Origin of the sequence: Natronobacterium gregoryi SP2 (assembly GCF_000230715.2) — an archaeon.
GTDB lineage: Archaea > Halobacteriota > Halobacteria > Halobacteriales > Natrialbaceae > Natronobacterium > Natronobacterium gregoryi.
In genome coordinates this window covers 3,043,850-3,067,100 of the sequence record NC_019792.1, presented here as the reverse complement: position 1 = coordinate 3,067,100, position 23,251 = coordinate 3,043,850, and the positions used below count along the sequence as shown (strand labels likewise).

General features: G+C 62.2%; 20 protein-coding genes. 8 read left to right on the top strand and 12 right to left on the bottom strand.

All coding sequences use genetic code 11. The features are described from left to right. Nucleotides 1-7: 7 nt before the first annotated feature. A complete protein-coding gene (locus NATGR_RS15175; protein WP_005580926.1) occupies nt 8-1,354 on the bottom strand; it encodes a cytochrome-c peroxidase in 1,347 nt (448 codons plus the stop codon). A gap of 260 nt (nt 1,355-1,614) precedes the next feature. Between NATGR_RS15175 and NATGR_RS15170 the strand changes: the two genes are divergently transcribed. Next, nucleotides 1,615-2,334, top strand: coding sequence for a hypothetical protein (locus NATGR_RS15170; protein WP_015233770.1), 720 nt, complete (start codon nt 1,615-1,617; stop codon nt 2,332-2,334). 27 nt (nt 2,335-2,361) lie between these two features. Here the strand turns inward: NATGR_RS15170 and NATGR_RS15165 are convergent, their stop codons facing one another. The 3 genes from NATGR_RS15165 to NATGR_RS15155 all read right to left on the bottom strand — a co-directional run bounded on the left by NATGR_RS15165 (nt 2,362) and on the right by NATGR_RS15155 (nt 6,233). Continuing rightward, on the bottom strand, nt 2,362-2,982 hold the full coding sequence (locus tag NATGR_RS15165) for a hypothetical protein (protein WP_005580924.1): 621 nt from the start codon (nt 2,980-2,982) through the stop codon (nt 2,362-2,364). Nucleotides 2,983-3,633: 651 nt separating this feature from the next. Further along, complete coding sequence (locus NATGR_RS15160; RefSeq protein ID WP_005580922.1) at nt 3,634-4,497, bottom strand: 2-oxoacid:ferredoxin oxidoreductase subunit beta; 864 nt, start codon at nt 4,495-4,497, stop codon at nt 3,634-3,636. Then, nucleotides 4,494-6,233: a 2-oxoacid:acceptor oxidoreductase subunit alpha gene (locus tag NATGR_RS15155; protein WP_005580921.1), complete on the bottom strand. Its 1,740-nt coding sequence runs from the start codon at nt 6,231-6,233 to the stop codon at nt 4,494-4,496. The genes NATGR_RS15160 and NATGR_RS15155 overlap by 4 nt, the downstream gene beginning before the upstream one ends. A gap of 175 nt (nt 6,234-6,408) precedes the next feature. Between NATGR_RS15155 and NATGR_RS15150 the strand changes: the two genes are divergently transcribed. Next, the gene (locus NATGR_RS15150; RefSeq protein WP_005580920.1) at nt 6,409-7,053 is read left to right on the top strand and encodes an FAD-dependent oxidoreductase; all 645 of its coding nucleotides are present in this window, start codon (nt 6,409-6,411) and stop codon (nt 7,051-7,053) included. A gap of 14 nt (nt 7,054-7,067) precedes the next feature. On the opposite strand, the gene NATGR_RS19995 is transcribed toward NATGR_RS15150, so the two are convergent. The 3 genes from NATGR_RS19995 to NATGR_RS15135 all read right to left on the bottom strand — a co-directional run bounded on the left by NATGR_RS19995 (nt 7,068) and on the right by NATGR_RS15135 (nt 8,799). Beyond that, nucleotides 7,068-7,241: a hypothetical protein gene (locus tag NATGR_RS19995; protein ID WP_005580919.1), complete on the bottom strand. Its 174-nt coding sequence runs from the start codon at nt 7,239-7,241 to the stop codon at nt 7,068-7,070. A gap of 262 nt (nt 7,242-7,503) precedes the next feature. After that, nucleotides 7,504-7,887, bottom strand: coding sequence for a methylmalonyl-CoA epimerase (gene mce / locus NATGR_RS15140; RefSeq protein ID WP_005580918.1), 384 nt, complete (start codon nt 7,885-7,887; stop codon nt 7,504-7,506). Between the two features lie 72 nt (nt 7,888-7,959). After that, nucleotides 7,960-8,799, bottom strand: a complete 840-nt coding sequence (locus NATGR_RS15135; RefSeq protein ID WP_231990788.1) for an aldo/keto reductase — start codon at nt 8,797-8,799, stop codon at nt 7,960-7,962. 382 nt (nt 8,800-9,181) lie between these two features. Between NATGR_RS15135 and NATGR_RS15130 the strand changes: the two genes are divergently transcribed. Together NATGR_RS15130 and NATGR_RS15125 are read left to right on the top strand one after the other, a co-directional pair. Further along, a complete protein-coding gene (locus NATGR_RS15130) occupies nt 9,182-10,162 on the top strand; it encodes an ABC transporter substrate-binding protein (protein ID WP_015233769.1) in 981 nt (326 codons plus the stop codon). 3 nt (nt 10,163-10,165) lie between these two features. Next, nucleotides 10,166-12,520, top strand: a complete 2,355-nt coding sequence (locus NATGR_RS15125; RefSeq protein WP_005580915.1) for a methyl-accepting chemotaxis protein — start codon at nt 10,166-10,168, stop codon at nt 12,518-12,520. A gap of 177 nt (nt 12,521-12,697) precedes the next feature. Here NATGR_RS15125 and NATGR_RS15120 read toward each other — a convergent pair whose 3' ends face one another. Together NATGR_RS15120 and NATGR_RS15115 are read right to left on the bottom strand one after the other, a co-directional pair. After that, complete coding sequence (locus NATGR_RS15120) at nt 12,698-14,383, bottom strand: acyl-CoA mutase large subunit family protein (protein WP_005580914.1); 1,686 nt, start codon at nt 14,381-14,383, stop codon at nt 12,698-12,700. 104 nt (nt 14,384-14,487) lie between these two features. Continuing rightward, complete coding sequence (locus tag NATGR_RS15115) at nt 14,488-15,081, bottom strand: GNAT family N-acetyltransferase (RefSeq protein WP_005580912.1); 594 nt, start codon at nt 15,079-15,081, stop codon at nt 14,488-14,490. Between the two features lie 245 nt (nt 15,082-15,326). Between NATGR_RS15115 and NATGR_RS15110 the strand changes: the two genes are divergently transcribed. Beyond that, the gene (locus tag NATGR_RS15110; RefSeq protein WP_005580911.1) at nt 15,327-15,476 is read left to right on the top strand and encodes a hypothetical protein; all 150 of its coding nucleotides are present in this window, start codon (nt 15,327-15,329) and stop codon (nt 15,474-15,476) included. A 299-nt stretch (nt 15,477-15,775) separates the two neighbouring features. Here NATGR_RS15110 and NATGR_RS15105 read toward each other — a convergent pair whose 3' ends face one another. From NATGR_RS15105 to NATGR_RS19990, 3 genes are all read right to left on the bottom strand, one after another. Further along, the gene (locus NATGR_RS15105) at nt 15,776-16,078 is read right to left on the bottom strand and encodes a hypothetical protein (protein ID WP_005580910.1); all 303 of its coding nucleotides are present in this window, start codon (nt 16,076-16,078) and stop codon (nt 15,776-15,778) included. 344 nt (nt 16,079-16,422) lie between these two features. Further along, the gene (glnA, locus tag NATGR_RS15100; RefSeq protein WP_005580909.1) at nt 16,423-17,778 is read right to left on the bottom strand and encodes a type I glutamate--ammonia ligase; all 1,356 of its coding nucleotides are present in this window, start codon (nt 17,776-17,778) and stop codon (nt 16,423-16,425) included. A gap of 468 nt (nt 17,779-18,246) precedes the next feature. Next, entirely contained in the window at nt 18,247-18,420 is a 174-nt protein-coding gene (locus tag NATGR_RS19990; RefSeq protein WP_005580908.1) for a hypothetical protein, read from the bottom strand. A 258-nt stretch (nt 18,421-18,678) separates the two neighbouring features. Here NATGR_RS19990 and NATGR_RS15095 point away from each other — a divergent pair, with 258 nt between their 5' ends. The 3 genes from NATGR_RS15095 (at nt 18,679) to NATGR_RS15085 (ending at nt 23,251) form a co-directional block, all read left to right on the top strand. Beyond that, a complete protein-coding gene (locus tag NATGR_RS15095; protein WP_015233768.1) occupies nt 18,679-21,780 on the top strand; it encodes a disk-shape morphogenesis protein volactin in 3,102 nt (1,033 codons plus the stop codon). A 91-nt stretch (nt 21,781-21,871) separates the two neighbouring features. Beyond that, the gene (locus tag NATGR_RS15090) at nt 21,872-22,462 is read left to right on the top strand and encodes a DJ-1/PfpI family protein (RefSeq protein WP_005580906.1); all 591 of its coding nucleotides are present in this window, start codon (nt 21,872-21,874) and stop codon (nt 22,460-22,462) included. Between the two features lie 54 nt (nt 22,463-22,516). Then, a complete protein-coding gene (locus tag NATGR_RS15085) occupies nt 22,517-23,251 on the top strand; it encodes a hypothetical protein (protein WP_005580905.1) in 735 nt (244 codons plus the stop codon).

Below are 23,251 nucleotides of genomic sequence, written 5' to 3'. Positions count from 1 at the left end.
CGAACGCCTAGCCGTTTAGCCGTCGAGAGTAGCCGACCAGTGTTGCAGCAGTCGCGATCGCCAGCGCGAGGACTGCTGCGCCGATCGTCATTCCGGGAATGCCGTCGTCGTCAGTTTCGTCGGCGTCGTCACGTTCTTCCTCGATGTCCTCGAATTCCGCGTCAGCGTCCATCGGGATCATCGATTCGCCGCTCGGGTTCGGCAGTCGCGGCATCTCCTGTTCCGGGTACTCCCCAGTCAGAGTCGTCAGGAAAGCCGCGATGTCCTCGACTTCCTCGTCGGACGGCTCGTCGTCGAGGCTACAGGCCCCCATCACGCGGATGGCTTCCTCGAGGGTTGGCACCTGCCCGGTGTGCATGTACGGGGCGGTGTGCTCGACGTTGCGCAACGTCGGTACCTTGTAGTGGTACTCGTCTGCCTCGTCGTCAGTGACGCCCGCACGGCCCGGGTTCTCCATCAGGTCGTACTCCTCGATGTACTGCTCACACTGTGGGTTCTCTTCGAACGTCGGATGCGGCATGTAGATGCCCTCACCGGACTCGGGTTCGTCCCACTGGCCGCTGAACATCGGCCCGGAGTGACAGCTCTGACAGCCCAATTCCTGGAACGACTCCATGCCGTCGAGTTGCTCGTCGGTCAACGCGTCGGTGTCACCCTCGACGTACTGGTCGTAGGGACTGTTCGGCGTCACGAGCGTTCGCTCGTAGGCGGCGATCGCGTCGGTCGTGTGATCGAGAGTCACGAGGTCTTCAGGGTCGTCACTGTCGACTTCGTCGCCGTAGACCTCCTCGTACTGCTCGATGTAACCATCGACTGCGCGGACGCGATCGAGGGCTGCCTCGTGGTCGGGCATACCCATCTCGACGTCGGCGACGATCGGTCCTTCGGCCTGTTCGGCCAGCGTGTCGGCGCGGCCGTCCCAGAACTGCGTGTGGTGGAACCCGGAGTTCCAGACGGTCGGCGACGCGACCGGTCCAGTCTCGCCGTGGACACCCATCGCGACCGGACGGCTGTCGTCACCGCCTTCCATCACGTTGTGACAGGTGTTACACGAAATGGTTCCCGTCTCGGAGATTCGCGGGTCGAAGTACAGCTGTTCGCCGAGTTCGATCTTCTCTTCGGTGTCACCCTCCTGTCGAATGTACTCGTAGCCCGGGTGTGACTCCTCGGTCGGTGGCTCTACCGGTAGCTCCTCCGTTTCGTTGTTCTCCTGAACCTGTGGGGCGACGTCACCCTCCATCACCGGCTCAGCACTGTGCGCCTCTGAAGCGTCGGCCGCAGCCACAGCCCCCGCGCTAACGACGGCAAGGAGGCTGACGGCGACGACCAGTAGCAACTGTCGGCTATACCCCATGCAGGCTCGAGTTTCAGTTCAACTAACTATAAATATTCGGGGGAATTCCCACGCCATCCGAATCAGGCAGTGGAGTATACCCCTCAGTTCCGCTCATATGAAGGGTCTGAATAAATTATACGTCCTTCAAACGAGGGAATAGTACCGGCTTTTTCACGAACGGCGTGCTCGTCGCCGGTCGGGCACAGGTCGGCAGCGACAGAGAAAACTTTAGAAGGTGGTCGTTCGAACAGTCTCGTATCGTGGCTCGAGCGAATCGGATGCCTCTGACGGTTATCGTCGCGTGTTGTCTTCTCCTTGCAGGCTGTACTGGAGGGATCGGCGTCTTCGAAGACGATGCCGACGACACCGCGGTCGACGTAGATGCGATCGAGGCCAACGCCGACACTGTCGAGAGCTACCACGTCGAAGTGGAGCGAACGCTTCGGTCCGGTATGGTCAACGAAACGACTACCATCGATGGCCCCGTCGACGTCACAGATCGACAGGCCCACCTGACGATGACGACCGAAACCCACGTCGGAGCCGATCCACGAACGACGGAGACGGAACAGTACGTCCTCGCAGACGAACGATACACGACCGACGGAGACGAGTTCGATCGGACGGACGACGGCAACTGGGAAGAAACACATCGGCTCGCTTCGGCGACCGACTCTCTCGAGAACGCATCGTTCGAACCGATCCGGACCGAGACCGTCGACGGCGTCGAGACGACGATGTACGAACTGAACGTCTCCGACGAGCACGAGAGCGAACTCGCAGGTATCGACGACTCCGGCCACGTCGGGACGACCCTCGAGGAGTTCGTCGCCTACGTCCTGGTCGATACGGAGACAGACACGCTGTACGGGACCGACGTACGAATGCAGGTGAGCCAGGGCGGCGAACCTGCGGTCGTGACCGTCGAGACGACGTTTACCGACTACGACGGCGTCGAGGTCTCCGTTCCCGACGAACTGTCGTCCGACGACGAGTAACGCGACTGACGACCGAACGGGCAACCGTTACTCGGTTCCGTCCGAGTCCGCCGTCGACTCGTTTGTCTCCGTTCCAGCCGGGTCGGTGTCGGCCCCATCGCTTGCGATCTCGCTTGCCTCGTCTCGCTTCTGGGCCTGTTCGAATCTGCTCGCAGAGAACATCGCCGAGATCGAGGGCGCTTCTAGCAGGTCGACGATCGCGATCGGCTCCCCTTCGACGAGCAGTGCTCCTTCGCTCTCGACAGCGTCGAGCACCGTCGCCCCGACGTCGTCGACGCGAGTATGTGCGTCGTCGACCGCCGCATCGATCAACTCCCGTTCTCGTTCCGCAAGCTCGCGTTCGGCCTCCTCGTGGTCGAGTTCCCCCTCTTCGTGTGCGGTCGTGATCTCGAGTTGGGCCTCTCGCAGAGCAGTCGGGTCCGGCTGGACGACCATCGTCACAGTTCGGTGCTCGTCGCTCGAGGGAGTTGCCTGCTGGTCGGTAGTCGGCGAGTCCGAGTTCGGGTTGTCATCGTTCAGCCTCTCTGTACAGCCGGCGAGTCCGGTAACGCCGAGGCCGCTCAGTGCGAGAAACTGGCGGCGATTGGACGTGGTTCGGTCGCCGGGGTTGCCGGCTGGCTCGCTATCGAAATCGCTGTCGGCGGGCATTGTCCCGTCTTTCGGGCGTGACGGAAAAAACGTTCGTGGTTGTTCCACTGTCGTAATAATTGATGTGGGGTGGCGTCCGAAGCCCTTCGACCGTGACGTGTTCCTGTTTGCACGCGGGTTGCGACGGCGTCGTACGATCGGGAGGCGCTGACTGTCAGCGGCTACTACGCCCTGCGTCGGACGGACGCGACTGGTCGACGGCCGCGACGGTAACTAGACGAGGTGGTACCGCGCTGGCCGTCTCGACGGGAAGTTCTCGTGTGGGTCGGCAAGGGCCGGATCGACTCTCGACTGCCCCCGAACTCCCCCCCCCCTCCCCCTCGAACTGGCGGTTTTGACAACTATGTCGAGTCTTTCTTCCCAGAGGTGAACGTACGTGTATGTTTTGCCCTTTTAAATACTCTCTATAGGATTCATATTTATTCCCTCTATGCAAACCACGCCTACAATCCACACTCTTGGGCCAAAGAAAGGCGGGTATTTATCAACATACTCCGTAGGTGTCGACGATCGACCAGTACGAAAAGCAGAGAACCACCAGCAATATCTTCTATAAATTGTAAAGAAGAGGGGGGCTGCGGGAGTGTCGAGAGGCGAAACGAGCGGGAAACGACTCGAGGGCCCTGAAAGCGCAGGCAAGGAGTCGCGGAGTCAGTAGAACTCGCGGACGAGGTCCATCGCGTCTTCGGGTGCGCCGTCGGGGATCTCGGACATGTCCTCGGTAACGCCGTGTTGTTCGTGGTATGGCACCGAGTTCTCGTCCTGGTACATCACACCCTGGTACTCCTTGTCACTGTCGAGGATAACCGCTTTGGCGGCTTCGTAGTCCGTTGGGTCGTGGCCTTCTTCGTCCAGGTCGACGAGATTGTCACGGAAGTAGTCGTAGGTGTCGACGTCGTTGAACGTGACACACGGACTGAAGACGTTGACGAAGCCGAAACCGTCGTGTTCGATGGCTTTCTGGACGATTTCCTGGTGGCGCAGGGCGTCCGAGGCAAAGGACTGGGCGATGAAGCTTGCGCCGGAAGCCAGCGCAAGTGCGAGTGGGTTGACCGGTGGCTGTTTCGATCCTTCCGGCGTCGTCGAGGTCTCGAAATCCGACCGCGAGGTCGGCGAGGCCTGACCCTTGGTTAGCCCGTAGATACGGTTGTCCATGACGATGTAGGACATGTCGACGTTGCGGCGAACGGCGTGGACGAAATGACCGGCACCGATCGAGTAGCCGTCACCGTCACCGCCGGCGACCATGACCTCGATGTCGGGACGAGCCATCTTGACGCCGGTCCCGACCGGCAGGGCGCGACCGTGGACACCATGCAGCGCGTAGCTGTGCATGTAGGTCCCGATCTTCCCCGAACAGCCGATTCCGGCCACCACGAACGTGTTGTCGGGATCGTTGCCGGTCTCGGCCAGGGCTTTCATCATGCCGTTCATCGTCCCGAAGTCACCGCATCCGGGACACCAGGTCGGCTGCTTGTCGGATTTGAAGTCAGTGAATCGTACGTCGGAGCTCATTGTGCTGGCACCTCCTCGGAGAGTTTCTCCGAAATCTGTTCCGCGAGTTCGTCCGCCTTGAAGCGAACGCCCGTATACTTGTTTATGCGCTTGACGCGGGTAAGTGCGTCGTGTTCGAGCAGATCGGCGAACTGTCCTGTCGCGTTACACTCGACGACGATCACCTCGTCTGCAGCCCCGATCTCGTCGCTGAGATCTGGTCGCGGGAAGATGTACGGAACGGAAATAACGCGGACGTTCTCGTCGATATAGTCGAGTGCCTCGGTGAGGGCACCTTCGTTCGATCCCCAGGAGATAACGAGGTTGTCGGCCTCGAGATCGCCGAACTCGCGGTAGTCCCACTCTTCTCGTTCCTTGGCCGTCTCGACTTTCCGATTTCGCTTGTCGACCTGCTGGACGCGCTCGTCGGGGTCTTCGGTCCGGCGGCCGAGTTCGTCGTGCTCGAGGCCAGTACTCATGTGGGCACCGTCGGTCGTTCCGGGGATGGCACGCGGGCTGACGCCGTCGTCGGTGACGGCGTGGGCCCGGAACCGTCCCTTGGCGTCGAGCCACTCGTCGACTTCGTCGACGAGTTTGCCGCGGTCGATCTCGACGTCGTCCATATCGAACGTCTCCGGTGGGAACGTCTGTTCGGTGACCGACATCGCCAGATCCGAGACGAGGAAGACCGGCGTCTGGTACTTCTCGGCGAGGTTGAACGCTTCGATCGTCTTCCAGAAGCACTCGTCGATCGAGGTCGGCGTGACGACGAACCGTGGCACTTCGCCGTGCCCGCCGTACAGTGCCATGTTGAGATCGCCCTGTTCCTGCTTGGTCGGCATCCCGGTCGAGGGACCGGAACGCTGGACGTCGGTGATGACGAGTGGCGTCTCGCTCTGGGCGACGAGTCCGAACGTCTCGGTCATCAGATCGATCCCTGCACCCGAGGTCGCGGTCATCGACCGGGCACCACTGCGTGCAGCGCCCAGCGCCATGTTGATCGCTGAGAGTTCGTCCTCGGCCTGGACGACGTGACCGCCGTAGTCCTCGATCCGACCGGTCAAGTACTCCATGATGGAGGTTGCGGGCGTAATCGGATACCCGGCGTAGAACCGACAGCCGGCAGCGAGTGCGCCCATGCCGATCGCTTCGTTACCGTTCAGAAGGACGTAGTCCTCGTCGGTCGTCTCGAGGTTATAGCCGAGATCGACGTCGTAGTTCTCGCGGACGTACTCCTGGCCCTTACGGGCGGCTTCCTTGTTGTTCTCGACGATCTTCGAGCCCTTGCCGCCGAAGCGCTTCTCGAGTGATTCGTCCAGGTACTCGACGTCGAATCCGGTGATCTCACACGCGGCACCGAGTGCAACGGTGTTGCGCATGATCGAACCGCCGGCATCCTCTGCGATCGATTTCAGCGGGACGTCGACGCCAGTCACGCCCTCGGGAATGTCGGCGTCCCAGGAACGTTCGCCGTCGTAGATGACGGCGCTGCCGTCGTGGAGCTCGTCGACGTTTTCGTCGATCGTTCGCTGTGTCAGCGCGACGAGTATGTCGAGTCGGTCCACGACGCTCTGGACCTGATCGACCGACGTCCGAATCTTGTACGCCGTGTAACCACCACGGATTCGGGACGCGAAGTCTTTCGAGGTGAACACGTGTCGTCCAGCGCGGGAAAGCGCCTGGGCGAAAATTTTGCCGGTGGAGTCGATACCGTCCCCAGCCTCGCCACCGATCGCCCAATTGAGATCCTCTGCCATGTCGTCGCGAAAATTGCTGCCAGCCGATAAAAAGACTTCTGAAACCCCAGGCGAATTCTCGACGAAAAGCTGTTTACGGACGTTATAGTAACGATTTAGGGAGAAATAACGAGTTCGCAACGAGACCAGCGCAGGAACGGAACGACTTTTCAGTTTGCCACCGAACTGGTTCGACATGGAGATAACCGGGACCCCAGTCACCGTCGAATCGGTACGCGACGTCGGTCCGAGTACAATCGCGCTCGAACTCGAGACGCCCGCGGCGTTCGACGCTTTGCCCGGACAGTTCGTCCTGTTGCGAGCCGCACCCGAGGACGAGGTGATCGAGCGCCACTACACGCTCTCGTCGCCGTCAACCGAGGGGACCTTCGAGCTCACAGTCGGCGTCGACCCCGACGGCGAGCTGTCGCCCTGGCTCGCCGAACTCGACGGCGGTGAGACCGTCCACGTCGACGGACCGTTCGGCCAGATCACCTACGAACGCGACCGAGACGTCGTCGCCGTCGCGGGCGGGCCTGGGGTTGGACCCGCGGTGTCGATCGCCGAGGCCGCCCACGACGCCGGCCACGAGGCAGTCGTCGTCTACCAAGACGACGACCCCGCTCACGAACAGCGACTCGAGACGCTCGAGGACGAGGGTGCGACGGTCGTTCTCGCCGACGAGAACGACGACGGGACGATAGCCGACGCGATCGAGACGCACCTCAAGGACGGTCAGTGCTATGCCTTCGGCTTCGAAGCGTTCGTCACGGCCGTCTCGGATGCTATCGAGGACGCTGGCGGAGATCCGGACGACGCACTGATCGAGAACTTCGGGTAACAACCGCCGACTCGTCAGTCGTGGGCGATCACGACGTCTTCGCTCCCACAGTCCGGGCAGGTGTCCCGCTCGGTGTGAAACTCGACATCGCACTCGAGACAGCGATACTCCGTCGCGTCGTCCCGTGCTGCTTCGGCTTCCTGCTTGAATCGTTCGACTTTCTCTCCGAGACGTTCGAACATGCTCATACGGTTTCCATATGGAGGCGGCCGGATAATAAGGTTGAAGGAGTGATACCGTTTGCTGTCAGTCAGTTCCGGCGCGACCGCGAACTCCTGCAGTCGCACCGGTAAAGCGTTCCAGCAGTCCGTACGAAGTTGTGAGAGCGCTCAAGCGCGGCGCTTCTGTCACAGCGTACTCTTCATACGGTTTGCTGTATTCAATTACCGCCGATCGCCGACCCCGTTCTGGCGATCGGCGCTAAATAGGTACAGCAGTCCGTCTCAGACGTCAGTGCTCGACGAGTTCGAGCAGTATCCCGCCCGTATCCCGCGGATGCAAGAACGCTACCGAGTGCCCCCACGCACCCGGGCGTGGTTCCTCGTCGACGAGCGTCACGTCGTGGTCGCGGACCGTCTCGAGTGCGCGCTCGATGTCCGCGGTCGCAAGCGCAAGGTGGTGGACCCCTGGTCCGTTCTCCTCGAGGTAGCGGGAGATCGTGCCGTCTTCGACGGGTTCGAGCAGTTCGAAGTAGCTCTCGCCACACGCGAGGAAGGCGACGCGCATCCCGTCGAAGACCTCCTCGTGGACGCGCTCGAGTCCGAACAGGTCTTCGTACAGTTCCGCGAGTCCGTCGGCATCTTCGGTCGCGATGCCGGCGTGGTCGAAGTGCATCGGGTGGGAGTCCACGGAACGACGCTACTAATATGCTGGTTTTCCGTCGTGTACGTGACTTCGCGGCGAGAGTCACCGCAAACCGAGTCGCGCCGCCAACTGGCTCCAGTGACCACCACCCAGATCGCCGACCGCGTCCATCTCTTCGTCGGTGAGTTCGAACTCGAAGATGGCGGCGTTGGCTTCGGCGTGTTTGGGACGTGAGGCCTTCGGAATCGCGACCACCGGCGGCTGCTGGACGAGCCATCGCAGCGCCACCTGCGCGGCGGACTTGCCGTACGCTTTGCCGATCTCTTCGAGTCGGTCATCGCCGGGGACCGCACCTTCTGCCAGCGGAGTGTGGGCCGTCAGGCAGACGCTCTCGTCGGTACAATACTCGAGCAGGTCGTCTTGATGATGGTAGGGGTGGTATTTCACCTGGTTCGTCACGATCGGTGTCTCCGACAGGTTGCGGGCGCGCTCGAGGTCGTCGACCCCGAAGTTGCTGACGCCGATGTGGTCGACGACGTCCTCGGACTGGAGGTCGTTCATCGCGCCGAGAGTCTCCTCGAGTGGCACACGATCGCTCGGCGCGTGCAACAGGAGCAAGTCGACCGTCGCGACGCCGAGTCGCTCGAGGCTGGCCCGCGTCGAGGCGAGCACGTTCTCGCGGGTCGCGTTGTCGGGATGAACCTTCGTGCAGACGAACACGTCATCGCGGTCGACATCGCTGTCGGCGATCGCCTCCCCGACGGCCGCCTCGTTGTCGTACATCTGAGCGGTGTCGATATGGCGATAGCCGACCTCGAGGGCGGTTTCGACGGCACGTTTACAGTCGCCACCGGTCATGCGTGCCGTCCCGAAGCCGAGCGTCGGGATTTCGGGGCCATCGGTGGAGACGGTTACCGCCGACTCGTCCGGTCCCAGTACCATGCCGGGTGAATCGTCCCCCGTCGGCTTGAACTCACGGGTGATCGCCACGTGACCGAGACCGGCCGCCAGTTCGAGCGGACCTTGGACGGCGAGAAACACTTGTTTCGTTTGGGAGCGAGTCTACCACGAGTCGGGGCCAGTTCAGTCCCTTCACCTCCGGAAGTTCACGCCGTCGTTCGAAGTGCGGGCAGTCCAGTCTCGTCGCCACCAGTGGCAATAGTAATATTATACTTTTCTATAATAGTATGATTACATATACTATCGATTCTGGTATGGTCACTCACTAATATCTGCATATGTTGTTCTGAAGCAACAATTAGGGCACTCTAGTGCCGTTATCGGCCACTACTAATTTACGCTTTCGCCAGAAATATCTAGAGATATGACTAAATATAAAACTGATGTATTTTCGCGCCGATCGCTCCTCTCTGCTGGGGGAGCAGTCGCCAGTGCGGGGCTGCTTGCAGGCTGTTCCGCTGTCGAGAACTCGAGTGTGAACGGGGGCGACTCGCTCGAGGTCGTAGTCGGGTCGAAGAACTTCACCGAATCGATTCTCTTGAGCTACATGGCGTACGAGCTACTCGACGCGAACACCGACGCCAGCGTGGTCGACGAGACAAACTACGGCAACAACGCGGAGACGTGGGGCGCGTTCGAGGACGGCACCATCGACTTCTACTGGGACTATACCGGGACGCTGTGGCTCACGAACCCACCCCAGAACGACGAGCCAGTTATCGGTCAGGAAGAACAGTACGAAGCCGTCAAAGAGGAGGCAGAGGCCGAACACGACCTCGAGGTACTCGATATGGCGCCGTTCGAAAACACCTGGGCACTCGTCACCCATCAGGAGACGATCGCCGAGACTGGGATCGAGACGCTCAGCGATCTCGCGGCGTACGTCGACGACGGTAACTACGATCTGTCGGTCGCCGTGGAAGACGACTTCTACGAGCGAAACGACGGCTGGCCCGGGTTGGTCGATCACTACGACTTCGACGACGAAGCGCTCGCGGAGTGGGAGCAAGCAGACGGCGTCGTCGTCGTCAACGTCGGTCTGACCTACGACGAAGTCGAACTCGGGACCGCCGATCTCGGTGTCGCCTACAGCACGAACGCACAACTCGCGACGTACGAACTCGAACTGCTCGAGGACGACGACCACTTCTGGCCGGCGTATAACCCGATTCCGGTTATTTCCGAGGAGGCGAGTTCGCCGGACGTTCGGGACGAGCTGAACCGGATTGGTTCGGCAATCGGCGGTCCCAGAACGATGCAGGAACTGAACGCACGAGTCGACGTCGACGGCGAAGATCCCCAAGACGTCGCGACCTCGTTTCTCACCGAACAGGGGCTGATCTGAGCGATGAGCGACGAGAACGACCCCGCCGATGGCGTCGTCGATCGTATCCGGTCGTCGTACCTCGCAAAGTTCGCACTCGCGCTGTTGGTGATCATCGTCGTCATCAGCATCGCGGGCGTCTACGTCCACGGCGACGCGGCAAACACGCTCGACAGAGACGTCGAGGAAGGGCTGACCGTCGAGGCCGAGGCCGATGCCGCGCAGTTGGGCGAGTGGATCGAGAGCAACGAGTTGCCGACGCGGCTGATCTCCGACCATCCCTCGTTCGCTGACGAGCCAGACACAGTCCAGGAGTATCTCGTCAGGGAGCAAGAATCACACCTCCCCGCCCGCGTCGAGACGCTTCGTCTCGTCAACACTATCGACGAGGTCACCCTCGCAAGCACCGACGACTCCCATATCGGCGAAAGCGTCAGCGACGAACCGTGGATCACACAGACGGCGTTCAGCGGCTACGACGACGTCGTCACCTCTGAGCCGTACACCGACGATGACGGCTCGACCGTCATCACGTTCATGAGTCCCGTCCCACAGGAGCCAGGCTGGGTCCTCGTGATGACCGTCGACGCATCGGCGGTCGACGAGAACTTCGACAGTTCGGTCGAGGAGACGTTTACCGAGGTAATTCGGGCAACCGGCGGCTCCACACAGGTCCTGTTCTCGAATCACGCCGACGCTGGCGACGGCGAACTCGGATCGTACGTCCCCAACGCGACCCAGCGGGACATCCCGGAGCTCAGAGACGGCCTCGATGGAAACAGCGGCTTCCTCGAGGAGGCGACGAAACAGTCCGAACTCGAGGACGAACACGTCGCCGCGTACGCTCCGGTCGAGGGAAGCGACTGGGTCGTCATTACGCACGCACCAAGCGAGAACGCCTATCAGTTGAGCAGCGACATCCAGCGTGGAATCTTGCTGTTCATCGGTCTCGCACTCGTCGGGGTCGTCTTCGTCGGCGGGACTATCGGCCGGAACACGGCGAAATCGATCACCACGCTGTCGGAGCGAGCCGAGCGGGTCAGAGCCGGCGAATACGATGTCGTCCTCGAGTCCGATCGGCGGGACGAACTCGGCACGCTCTATCACTCGATCGACGACATGCGAACGTCGATGGTTGATCGGATCGAGGAGTCCGAGGAGGCCCGAAAGCGGGCCGAGCGCAAGACCGAGGAGGCCGAGCAAGCAAAAGAGACCGCAGAAGCGGCCCAGCAAGAGGCCGAAGCGGCTCGTCAGTCGGCTGAGGAACTCCTCGAGCACCTCCAGACGAAAGCGAACGCGTACCGCGATGCGATGGAGGCGGCTGCAAACGGCGACCTGACCAGACGTGTCGATTCGAAGAGTCAGAACGAGGCAATGGAAGAGATCGGCACCGCGTACAACGAGATGATCGCCGAGATCGATCACATGATCGGCGAGGTAAGCGAGTTCGCCGGGGCGGTCGCCGCAGAGAGCCAGGACGTGACGGCCGGAAGCCAGGAAGTCCGTGACGCGAGCGAGCGCGTCGCGGAGTCGGTCCAGGAGATCTCCGACGGTGCGTCCCAGCAACACGACGCACTCCAAAGCGCCGCCAACGAACTGAGTGGTCTGTCGGCGACGACTGAGGAGATCGCTGCTTCCTCCAGCGAGGTCGTTGACCTCGGAAAACAGACGTCAGAGGCGGCCGAGTCCGGCCAGAAAGCGGCCTCGAAGGCTGCCTCGGAGATGGACGAGATCGGCGAGAGTTCCGAGGTAGCCGTCTCGGAGATCCGTGACCTGGAGGCCGAGGTCGCCCACGTCGACGAGCTGATCAGTCAGATATCGACTATCGCGGACGACACGGGCCTCCTCGCGCTCAATGCGAACGTCCAGGCCGCCCGCGCCGAAGGGAACAGCAACGCCGGCCGCGGCTTCAGCGTCGTCGCACAGGAAGTCAAAGAGCTCGCGGGCGACACAAAGGCGGCTGCCGACGAGGTCGAACAACGACTGGAGCGGATCAGGGCTCAGACCGAGACGTCGGTCGAGACCGTCGAGATGACGAGCGAACGGATCGACGACGCGATCGACCAGGTCGACGACGCGGTCGAGGAACTCGACCAGATCACACAGTACGCCGACGAGACGAACGTCGGCATTCAGGAAATCGCCGACGCGACAGACGATCAGGCCGCCTCGCTGGAAGCGGTCTCCTCGATGGTCGACGAAACCGCGACCATCAGCGAGGAAACGACGGCCGAGGCGGAGAACGTCGCGGCTGCTGCCGAGGAGCAGACGAGTTCGATGGCGAACGTCTCCGATCGGACCAGGCAACTCGCCATGCAGGCGTCCGAACTCTCGGAGCGGTTCAACGACCTCGAGACGACCGAGTCCGACACAGAGTGAGCGGGTTGCAGTAACGCCTTTTTGACGTAATCGCCACTCTGCCGCCGCGGTTGCGTCGAAAACGGCTGGCAGTGGTCCGTTCGCAGTGACAGGTTCCGGTGGCGTCGTTGCGCTTTCGGGAATCGACCCGATCGTACTGTAAGACGAGTTCGAGGGGAGACAGCCGCGGGGCCTTTCCTACATCGCGCTTCCGGGCTGGTGCTCGCCGAACTCCTCGCGAAACACGTTACAGATCTCGCCGACCGTCGCGTAGGCCTTCACCGCGCTGATGATGTACGGCATGAGGTTTTCGTCGCCGCGGGCCGCGTCGCGCAGTTCCTCGAGCGCGGCGTCGACGGCCTCGTCGTCGCGGTCCTCGCGGACGGACTCGAGACTGTCGACTTGCCGTTGTTCGTCTTCCTCGGTGACTTCCTGGACGTCCATCTCGGGTTCTGCGTCCTCGATCTCGAACTCGTTGACGCCGACGATGATGCGTTCTTTCTCTTCGATCTCCTTCTGGCGGTCGAAGGCAGTGTCCTGGATCTGACGCTGCACCCACTGTTGTTCGACGGCTTCCAGCATGCCGCCGCGGTCGTCGACTTCCTCCAAGATCTCGTAGGCTTCTTCCTCGACCTCGTCGGTTAGTGACTCGACGTAGTAGCTGCCGGCAAGCGGGTCGATGGTGTCGGCCGCGCCGGATTCGTGGGCGAGGATTTGCTGGGTACGCAATGCCGTGCGCACGGACTCTTCGGTAGGCAACGCGAGTGCCTCGTCTTTCCCGTTCGTGTGAAGGCTCTGGGTCCCTCCGAGGACGGCTGCAAGCGCCTGGTAGGCGACGCGGACGACGTTGTTCTCGATCTGTTGGGCAGTCAGCATCGAGCCGGCTGTCTGGGTGTGGAACTTGAGCTGTTTGGAGTTGGGATCGTCGGCGTCGAACCGCTCTTCCATGATGTCGTGCCACATCCGGCGGGCGGCGCGGAACTTCGCGACCTCCTCGAAGATGTTGTTGTGGCCGTTGAAAAAGAAAGAAAGCTGGGGCGCGAACTCGTCGACGTCGAGGCCGGCGTCGAGTGCGGCTTCGACGTACTCGATGCCGTTGCCCAGCGTGAAAGCCAGTTCCTGGGCGGCCGTCGAACCAGCCTCGCGGATGTGATAGCCCGAGATAGAGATCGTGTTGAACTTCGGCGTCTCCGCGGCACAGAACTCGAAGATGTCAGTGATGATCCGCATCGAGGGTTCGGGCGGGTAAATGTAGGTGTTTCGCGCGATGTACTCTTTGAGGAGGTCGTTCTGGATCGTCCCCCGCAACTCGGCGCGGTCGACGCCTTGCTCGTCGCCGACCGCGATGTACATCGCCAGCAGAACCGAGGCCGGCGCGTTGATCGTCATCGAGGTCGAGACTTCGCCCAACGGAATGCCGTCGAAGACAGTCTCCATGTCCGAAAGCGAGTCGATCGCGACACCGGCCTTCCCGACCTCGCCGGCCGCCATTCCGGCGTCGGAATCGTAGCCCATCTGGGTCGGCAGGTCGAAGGCCATCGAGAGCCCGGTCTGGCCCTGATCGAGCAGGTAGTGATAGCGCTCGTTAGTGTCTTCGGGCGTCGAGAACCCGGCGTACTGGCGCATCGTCCACAGCCGACCACGGTAGCCGGTCGAATATACCCCGCGCGTATACGGCGGTTCACCCGGGTTCCCCAGATCCGCCTCGTAGTCGAGATCCGCGACATCGTCCGGCGTGTAGAGCCGGTCGACTTCCTGTCCCCCTGTGTCCGTGGTGAATATCTCCGTGCGCTCACCGAAGTGCTCGAGGACCGGCTCTACTTCTTCCTCGTGCCACTCCTCTTTGCTGGCACGGATCTCCTCGAGTTCGTCAGAATCGAACATTGTAGTTACTGTTGGTGGGAGATGGCTTCAAGGTTCATGAACCCGCTATAATTGAAGGGTTAGAACACAGGGCGACAACTCGTGACCGACGGCGGGGTCGGGCACTACTGTCCGGTGTCGTACTTGTAGGTCGCTGAATCGGGGTCGATTCCGAAGTCCTCTGGGGATTCCTCGTCGCCGTCCTCCGACCGCTGCTCGGGTGCGTGTTTGAACGCCTCCCGAAGTCGCTGGGGCATCCGGAACTCGTCGACGGCAAGCGCGTACGCCACTGCATCCGGGTCGACCCCGTTGCGCTTTGCGTCCAGTCGCTCTCGAAGCGGTGCTGGGAGCACGGACTCCTCCATCCGTTGGAAGCCAAACTGGGCGAGGTATGCCCCTTCACCGGTTAGCGCGTAGACCGTCTCGAATCCGTCGTCGCCTGCGTACTCGACGAGACGTTCGACGACGTGTGCGCCGACACCCTGACCGCGCCAGCCCTCGAGGACGCCGATGCTCGTGAGCTCACAGACCTCGTCCCGGTCGCCGTCCCCCTCGACCTTGTGGATCCGTATCCGGCCGAAGCCGGCCTTTTCGCCGGAGTGTTCGTCGATCGCGAGGACGTAATCACGGGAACGGAACGCCGTATCGTCGAGCCCCATCGACTCGATGTGATCGAGTAGCCAGACTTCTTCCCTGTTTTTCGCGTCCCGTACGTACATAGTTCACCGTAGGACTCGTGTGGCCAAAAGGATTTGTGGGTTTTCGACCACGTTCGTGAGTGCCGGGACTGGTAGGACCGTCGACGTCGGTACGCGGACAGCAGTTCGAGCGACGAACCCACGTTCAGCGGCGTCCTGGGCCCCCAGGAGACAGCGACTCCGGCGGGACGTCTGTGTGCCCTGCCGATACGTTCGATCGGTCACTGGAACTGAAATTTTGCGTGCGTTCGGAGAGAGGGAGTCGGATGCTCGACACAGTCGACGAGTCGCTCGAGGAACTCCCACCCCTCCCGACCGTCGCGCCGGACGGCAACGAGGTCGCCCTCTACTACGACATCACGGGGCGGAACGAACTCCGCGTGCTGGACGCCGAGACGGGCGACCTCGAGCAGTGAATCCGTGTGACGTGCGCGAAAAGTAACGCGAACGTCACACCGAATAAGACGAACCCTGGCCGGGTTTGTCGTCGATCTCAGATGGAACGCTGTACCGATGTCCCGGCGCGACCGCGAACTTCTGCGGTCGCGCCAGAAATGGCGGACAGCAAACCGTCTCATACGGATTACTGTAACGATTTACCGGCGCAACCGCCGCCCGGGTCGCGGTTGTGCCGAAAATGACCTACAGTAAACCGTATCACTCCCCGACCGCGATGGCGACGAAATCGACGGACAGTGTTCCCGACGGCAGTACGTCACTCGAGTTCGACCGTCTCCGATCTGATGTCGTCGCCTTTGCGCCACTGGTAGTAGCGGTAGGTCGTTCCCCCGATTTCGGTCTCCGAGACGGTCGCTCGCTCCGGGACACCGTCGGGACGTGTGGCGGCCCGCTTGGTCGTCTCGGCCCACGCAGCCAGTTCGGCGGCGTAGGTCGCGACGGCGTCGATCGTCTCCAGCTCTCGCTCCGAAAGCGTCTCGAGTGCCTCCCGGAGGTCGTCTTCGAGGGCCGCTGGTGGCGTCGGTTTCTCGCTGCCGGACTCGCTAACGGCGTCAGTCATTCGTGTGAGCTATCGGTGGCGACGACCGTAAAGCCGTCTCTCGGCGCTTGGTCACTGTGCCCACAGCGCAGACGACGAGACGACCCAATCGGCGTACCGTCTTGTAGTGAGAGCCCACTCGAGTGACGAGACAGCTACAGCAACGGCTCACGGAGAACCCGCTGTTCGAGACGCTGTGCGTGCTGGACTCGCGCTCGAGTCACGGACTGGTCGAGAAATGCAGCGAAGCGGATGTCGTTGCGTACGATTCTCTGTCGGTGCACTCCCAGCGTAGCCACTCACTGGTGGTCGGTGTGGCAAGAAAGCTGGCAGGAGAGAGGGCGAAATGGCCCGTGTGCGTCGGTTCAGAACGTCTCGAGGTAGCGGTCAATCTCCCACTCGGAGACGTCGACGAGGTACTCCTCGAACTCCTGGCTTTTTGCTTCGACGAACTTCGGTGCGACGTGATCACCCAGCGCCTCGTAGATGATTTCGTCTTTCTCCAGGGCGTCGACGGCCTCGCCGAGGTTCGAGGGGAGCGTGTCGATGCCGTACTCCTTGCGCTTTTGCTCGTCGAACTCGTAGATGTTCTCCCTGATCGGGTCCGGACACTCGAGGTCGCGTTCGATCCCGTCGAGACCGGCGTGGATCATGACGGCGAAAGCGAGATAAGGGTTACACGAGGGGTCTGGCGAGCGCAGTTCGATGCGGCTGGCTGCGGGGACGCGTGCTGCGGGCTTGCGGACGAGCGCCGACCGATTGCGGTCGGACCAGGCGACGTAGACTGGTGCCTCGTAGCCTGGCACCAGGCGCTTGTAGCTGTTTACCGTTGGGTTCGCGACTGCCGTGATCGCGGGAGCGTGCTCGAGGACGCCCGCGAGATACGACCGTGCGGTGTCGCTGAGGTTGAACTCGTCGTCCTCGTCGTGGAAGGCGTTCTCGCCGCTTTCCTCCAGCAGCGACATGTGGGTGTGCATCCCCGAGCCGTTGATCTTCGGGATCGGCTTTGGCATGAAGGTCGCGTGAAGGTCATGCTGGGCGGCGATGGCACGGACGACGGTGCGGAAGGTTGCGACGTTGTCCGCGGTCGCCAGTGCGTCCTCGTACTCGAAGTTGATCTCGTACTGACCGCGGGCGACCTCGTGGTGGCTGGCCTCGATCTCGAAGCCCATGTCCTCGAGTCCGTAGATGATGTCCCGGCGGACGTCCGAGGCGAGGTCTTTGGGCGCGAGGTCGAAGTAGCCGCCGTGGTCGGCGGTCTCGGTCGTCGCGCGACCCGTCTCGTCTTCTTCGAACATGAAGAATTCGGGTTCGGGTGCGAAGTTGACCTCGTAGCCCATCTCTTTGGCGCGGTCTATCGCCTGTTTGAGGACGTGTCGCGGATCACCCTCGAAGGGCTCGTCCGTCGACGTGTCGTAAACGTCACAGATCATCCGGGCGGCAGCACTCTCCTCGTCCGCTCGCCACGGGAGGATCGCAAACGTATCGGGGTCGGGAACCAGACGCATGTCCGATTCCTGGATACGGACGAAGCCCTCGATCGAGGAGCCGTCGAAGTAGATCCCCTCCGTAAAGGCTTTCTCCGCCTGCCGTGCCGGAACGGCGACGTTTTTGACCGTTCCCAGGATGTCTGTGAACTGGAGCCTGAGGAAGTCGACGTCGTTTTCCTCGATTTCGTCCAGTACCTTCTTGTCTGCCGAAGTCAGCTTTCCGTTTGCCATCTTTTGCTCGAGTTAGACAACAATTCCCACTACTAAAACTCTACTGTTGTGGGCGAATATACGAGAATTACCTCTATCTTGGACGATCGTCAAGTAATATGGCAATATCTGCGAGAGGGGAGTTTAGTCGCCCAAAAAATAACGGGTGAATTCGAGAAAACGTCTCCGGGCATCGACGCTCGGAACTGCTCGCTGGTACTGAGCACGGCCGACAGAAGAACACGACTGGTCACACGACTCCCGCCGAGTCACGCCTTGAGCCGCTCGTCGCTCGTCGTTCGGCGTGCTTCGGGCGAACGCCACACAAGTGCGATTGACTGTACCGAACATCGGGACACGCACGAGGCAGTTTACGAGTGTCCAGTCACTGGCCGACACCACTCTGTCCCATACGGTTTCCTGTCCGCCATTGCCGGTGCAACCGCGCCCCGAAGTGGTGACACCAGTACGTCGTTGCTACACTCCATCTCACGGTTGCTCGACGATTGTCGTCCCGTAACCGGGACAGACGTAGGCCACGTGCTCGTCCCGCAAGCACCGGAGCCAGTTGCCGTCGATCGGACTGGCGTCGTCACACTCGAGACAGAACAGCATCGACTTGCGACGCCCGGTTCTCTCGTCGTTTGCTCTCGATCGATTCATCGACAGTCGTAAGCCCTCGAGAGGTGAATCGCCTCGGGGTCAAGCCCCGGGGCATTCTCCTTGCATTCTGGAAACGTGTTTTTTGAAGTTTTCCTCGACGTCACTGCCGCTCGATATCGTCCATTGGAGCGCGGCCGAAAGCAAGTTCGACGATACCACTCGCCATCAGTGTCGGACGGTAAACACGACCGGCCTCGATTTTCAGTCCTGGGGATTCGAAGCCAAACTACCAATAGGAGGGACTGTCTCTTCGAGCGCATGGGATACGGTCTCGATATTTCGCCGAGTGCGATACGATCAGCGACCGAGCGATCCGGAGAGCCAGTGGTCGAGTCGGCTGCTCCGCCGGTCGCCTCGCTCGAAGGGCGCGTTCCGTTCGATCGTGGTGTCTTCGACGACGATACCGACGCCGAAGCGCTGCTCGAAGCGGCACTTCCGGACCTGCTCGAGGGGGAAAAGAGAGAAGAGAGACAAGAAAGGGAAGACAGTGACCGCGTCCGGTACGCGACGCCGGAACCGCTGGCCGCAGATGATGTCTCGAGTGTTGGCCACCGTGAGACGATCGAGTCGGTGCTAGCCGGACATGGGTTCGAGCCGACGCCGATCGGCAAGGGATTTGCCGTCGTCTACGATCAGTTGTCGGACGACAACTACACCGGGATCGGCATCTGCATCGAGCGCCAGCGGACGAGTTTCTCGCTTGCCTACTACGGTGTTCCGTCCCGTTCGTTTTCGATCGCACGCGGAAGCACGTGGGTAGTCGATCGCGTCGCGACCGAAACCGACTACTCGCCGTCGACGGTGCGCGAAACACTCGAGACGTTCGAACTCGACCCGGAAACGACAGGTGAACTCGAGGGTGCGATCGCGGACGCCTACGACGAACTCGTCGGTGAACTCGTCGACGTCCTCGCGGACCACGCCGACGACGGCACGCTCCAGGACGGCGTCGCTGTCCCCATTGCGATCGGTGGTGACGGCGTGGTCGACGGGCTCGAGTATCTCGTCGGAGGGCGGATCGACGCTGCGGGGTTGCCGCTGTCGATCCGTGGTGTCCGGTTGGCAGACGAGCCGGCGGAGAGCGCCGTCCGTGGAGCGTTCGCGGCCGCACGAGACGACATCGACGCCGGGACTAGCGCCTGGCCCGCCGAAACCAACGTCGAGTCCACCGAATCGGCCGATGGGACCGACGTGAGCGACGCGGACGACGGAGCGGAACCAGACGCCGATAAGAACGGAATCACCGACTCGAGTGGTGAGTCGATCTCGTTCGACGACGCAACCGTCGTCAACGGCAGCGGCTCCGCCGGGCGAAACCGGGCCAACGACGCGCTCGACTCGCTGCTCGACCAGCTTTCGGCACACGAGGAGCGACTCGAGGCGATCGACGAGGAGGCCGACGCGATCCGCACGGACCTCGTCGCTCTCGAGGATCGAGCCGCCTCGAGCGAGCAGATGGCGAAACTGGACGACCGCCTGACGACGGTGGCCGACGACCTCGCCACGGTAGAGGAGCAGACGATCGAGAACGTGACCGACGCGCTTGACGCGCTCGAGGTCGATCTCGCGTCGCTCGATGCCGACTTCGCGGGTCTGTCGGAGACGGTCGCGGATCTCGAACCACTGGAGGACGATCTCGAAGAGCTGTCGGATCGGGTTGTAGACCTCGCAAACGACGCCGAGACGTTCGAGACCGAACTCGGCGCACTCGAGGAGACGGTCGCCAAGCACGGTGACCAGTTCGACGAGCACGACGAGCGCCTCGGTGACCACGACGGGCGGCTCGAAGATCACGACGGGCGACTCGACAACTACGACGGGCGGCTCGAAGATCACGACGGGCGACTCGAGGACTACGACGGGCGGCTCGACAAGCACGACGGGCGGCTCGACGACCACGACGGGCGGCTCGACGACCACGACGGGCGGATCGACGACCACGACGAGCGATTCGACGACCACGACGAGCGATTCGACGACCACGACGGGCGACTCGACGACCACGACGAGCGATTCGACGACCACGACGGGCGACTCGACGACCACGACGAGCGATTCGACGACCACGACGGGCGACTCGACGACCACGACGAGCGATTCGACGACCACGACGGGCGACTCGCAGAGGCGTCCGACCGGATTGGGGACCTCTCGGCGACGATCGAGGACGTCCCAGAGCAACTGAAGACAATCGAATCAGACACAAAAGCTCTCGAGAGCGACGTGGAGACGCTCGAGGACTCGGTCGCCGAGCACGGCACCCGACTCGAACGACAGGACGACACCATCGAAGCGACCACCGAGCGAGTGACGGCTCTGTCGGGAACCGTCGACGAGACCACGGCCCGGCTCGAGGTCGTCGCCGACGAGACGACCTCCCTCGAGAGCGACGTGGAGACGCTCGAGGGTGTCCTCGGAGACGTCGACGACCGCGTTGCCGAGTTCGCCGAGCGCGTCGACGAGCAGGACGGCCGTATCGACGACGTCGACGGCAAGATCGCCGACCTCACAGACGACATCGAAGCGATATCGACAGCCATCGAGAGCCTCGGGTCGCTCGAGGCCGATCTCGAAGAGGTGACGGAAACGGTTGTGGCCCTCGAGTCGCTCGAGTCCAGATTCGACGAGCTATCGGAGGCTGTCGACGACATCGAGCCGCTCGAGACCGATCTCGAGGAGCTATCGGCGACAGTTACCGACCTCGAGTCGTCGCTGGGCGATGACCTCGACGAGGTGACGAGCCGACTCGAGTCCGTCGCTGGTAACGTCGAGGCCCTCGAGGGCGACCTCGACGGTTTCGAGACGCAGGTCTCGGAGTTCGACGACCGCTTCGACGCACAGGACGCCAGGATCGACGGCGTCTCCGGCCGTCTTTCGGAACTGTCCGAACGAGCGGAATCGATCGAGTCGTCGCTGGCGAACGACGTCGACGAACTGTCGGCACGCCTCGAGACGGTCGTGGACGAGACGGCGACGGTCGAAAACGACATCGAAGGCGTCGAGGGTCGATTCGACGAGTTCGACGGTCGACTCGGTGAGCACGACGACCGACTCGAGGACCTGGCACAGCAACTCGTCGATCTGGCGGACGAAACCGAATCGATCGGATCTCTCGAGGCCGATCTCGAAGCGTTGTCGGCGGCGGTCGCTGCACTCGAGTCCGAGAACGACGGCGACGGACCGACCGATGCCGGATCGAGTTCGGGATCGGCTCTCGTGATGCCGACGCTCGCTGGCGGTGGCGGTGCCGGCGTCGTCTCCGGCGGTGCCGTTGCACTTGCCGGCGACGTGACGATCGGTGCGGGGGCAGTCGCCCTCGGCGTCGTGCTCGTTCTCGTGGCACTGGTTCTCTACCGCTGATTCACTGCCGTTTCGTTCGTCTCTGTGAGTGTCATGGTGGCATCCAACATATCTTAAGACGCGTGTTGGCGAACGAACACGCGGGAAGACGATGACCAAACAGATACTCCTCCTCGCCGGCGACTTCGTCGAGGATTACGAGGTAATGGTACCGTTTCAGGCACTCCAGATGATCGGCTACGACGTCCACACGGTGTGTCCGGAGAAAGAGGGCGGCGACAGCTGTCCGACTGCGATCCACGACTTCGAGGGAGACCAGACGTATACCGAGAAGCCGGGCCACGAGTTCGAACTAAATCACGACTTCGACGCCGTCGATCCGACCGAGTACGACGCGCTGGTCGTCCCCGGCGGCCGCGCCCCCGAGTACCTCCGGACGTACGACGACGTCCTCGAGATCGTCCAGCACTTCTTCGAGGCAGAGAAACCCGTCGCGTCGCTGTGCCACGGCCTGCAGATACTCGCGGCAGCCGACGTTCTTGAGGGCCGAACCTGTACCGCGTATCCGGCACTCGAGGCCGACGTAATCGCCGCGGGTGCCGAGTGGGAAGACGACGTCACCCGCGACGAAAACCTCGTGACGGCGCAGGCCTGGCCGGACCATCCCGAGTGGCTCGCCGAGTTCCTCGAGGTGCTCGGAACCGACATCGACCACGCCGAGCCTGCCGCGGCGGACGACTGATCGCCCACGTGGGCGATCGGCGACCTTTTTTCCTCCCGGGAGAGAGCTACGGGTATGACCGCCGCGACTGTCGACGATCTGCTCACCCGCGAGCTTCGTGACGACCGGACGGCGCTCGTCGACGCGACAGGGAAGCCGTTCGACTATCACTGGCTCTGTACTTCTGCCTGGAAGTCCGGGAACTTCCTCCGGCACTCGGGAGTTCGCGAGGGCGTCACCGTCGGCGTCGTCGGCGACGGGCCGCTTGCTCTGCTCGCCTTCTTCGGGACGACGCTGCTCGAGGGGACGACCAGGTTCGATCCGCCGACCGACCTCGCCGACGAGGACGCGTTCCGGACGCTCGTTGCACCCGTCGACCTCCTCGAGAACGGCGCGTACGACCTTCCACGAGGTGCCCAGAAAGTCGGCTACGGGCGAAAACCCGACGCGCCGGACGTCCACCACTTCGACGCCGGTCTCTGGAGCGAGAACCCGGCGTTCCCGCCGCTCTCTATCGACCCCGAGACGGCGATGCTGACCGACGGCGACCGGACCCTGACCCACGCCGACATCCTCCAGGCTGCTCGAGACGTGATCGACGAGTGCGGCCTCGAGGCCGAGGACCGCGTCGTCGTTCGTGGACCACTCTCCGATCTACGGACCGTCGTCGCTGGCGTGATCGCACCGCTGCTCGCGGAGGGAGTCGTCGTCTTGGGGGACGGAGAGGACGACGACCGCGGCGACGCTGCCGTCTCGGGCGAGTCGGTTCCCGAACCGGTCTGGATCGATCTCGAGAGCGTCTCGTTCTGA